General features: G+C 41.5%; 1 pseudogene. It reads right to left on the bottom strand.

From position 1 onward, the window contains the following. A pseudogene (locus tag AB4585_RS29675) lies at nt 1–293 on the bottom strand (sulfurtransferase); the annotation flags it as partial. Nucleotides 294–347 lie beyond the last annotated feature (54 nt).

Here is a 347-nt window from a genome sequence, read left to right as displayed (position 1 = left end):
CTATAAATGCCTTGATTGTCGAAGATCACAAGCTTACTTTGCTTGCTAATACCTAGCTTCTGAACCTGTTCAGTAAATTGTTGTGAGGTAGGAAGTGCGTGCAGCTGCGTCGATTCGTTGTTACAAAAATCATTTTCAATATCAAAGGGCAACGCGCCGGGAATGGTGACGAACTCTGGGTACTCAATAGGTTCTTTGCCCACGACCTTCAGCATAAAGGCATCAAGCAGTACCAGATCTTTATCATCTAAATGCTCGTTTAGCCAAGCACAATCAACCAACACATTGCTCATCTCTTATCCCTAAAATACTGATTCATAACAACTCAGTATTTATCAAACCTACCC

Source organism: Vibrio sp. 10N.222.49.C9, from assembly GCF_041474985.1.
GTDB lineage: Bacteria > Pseudomonadota > Gammaproteobacteria > Enterobacterales > Vibrionaceae > Vibrio > Vibrio crassostreae_C.
Note: the sequence above shows the minus strand (reverse complement) of the source record. Positions and strands in the feature narration are given on the sequence as shown.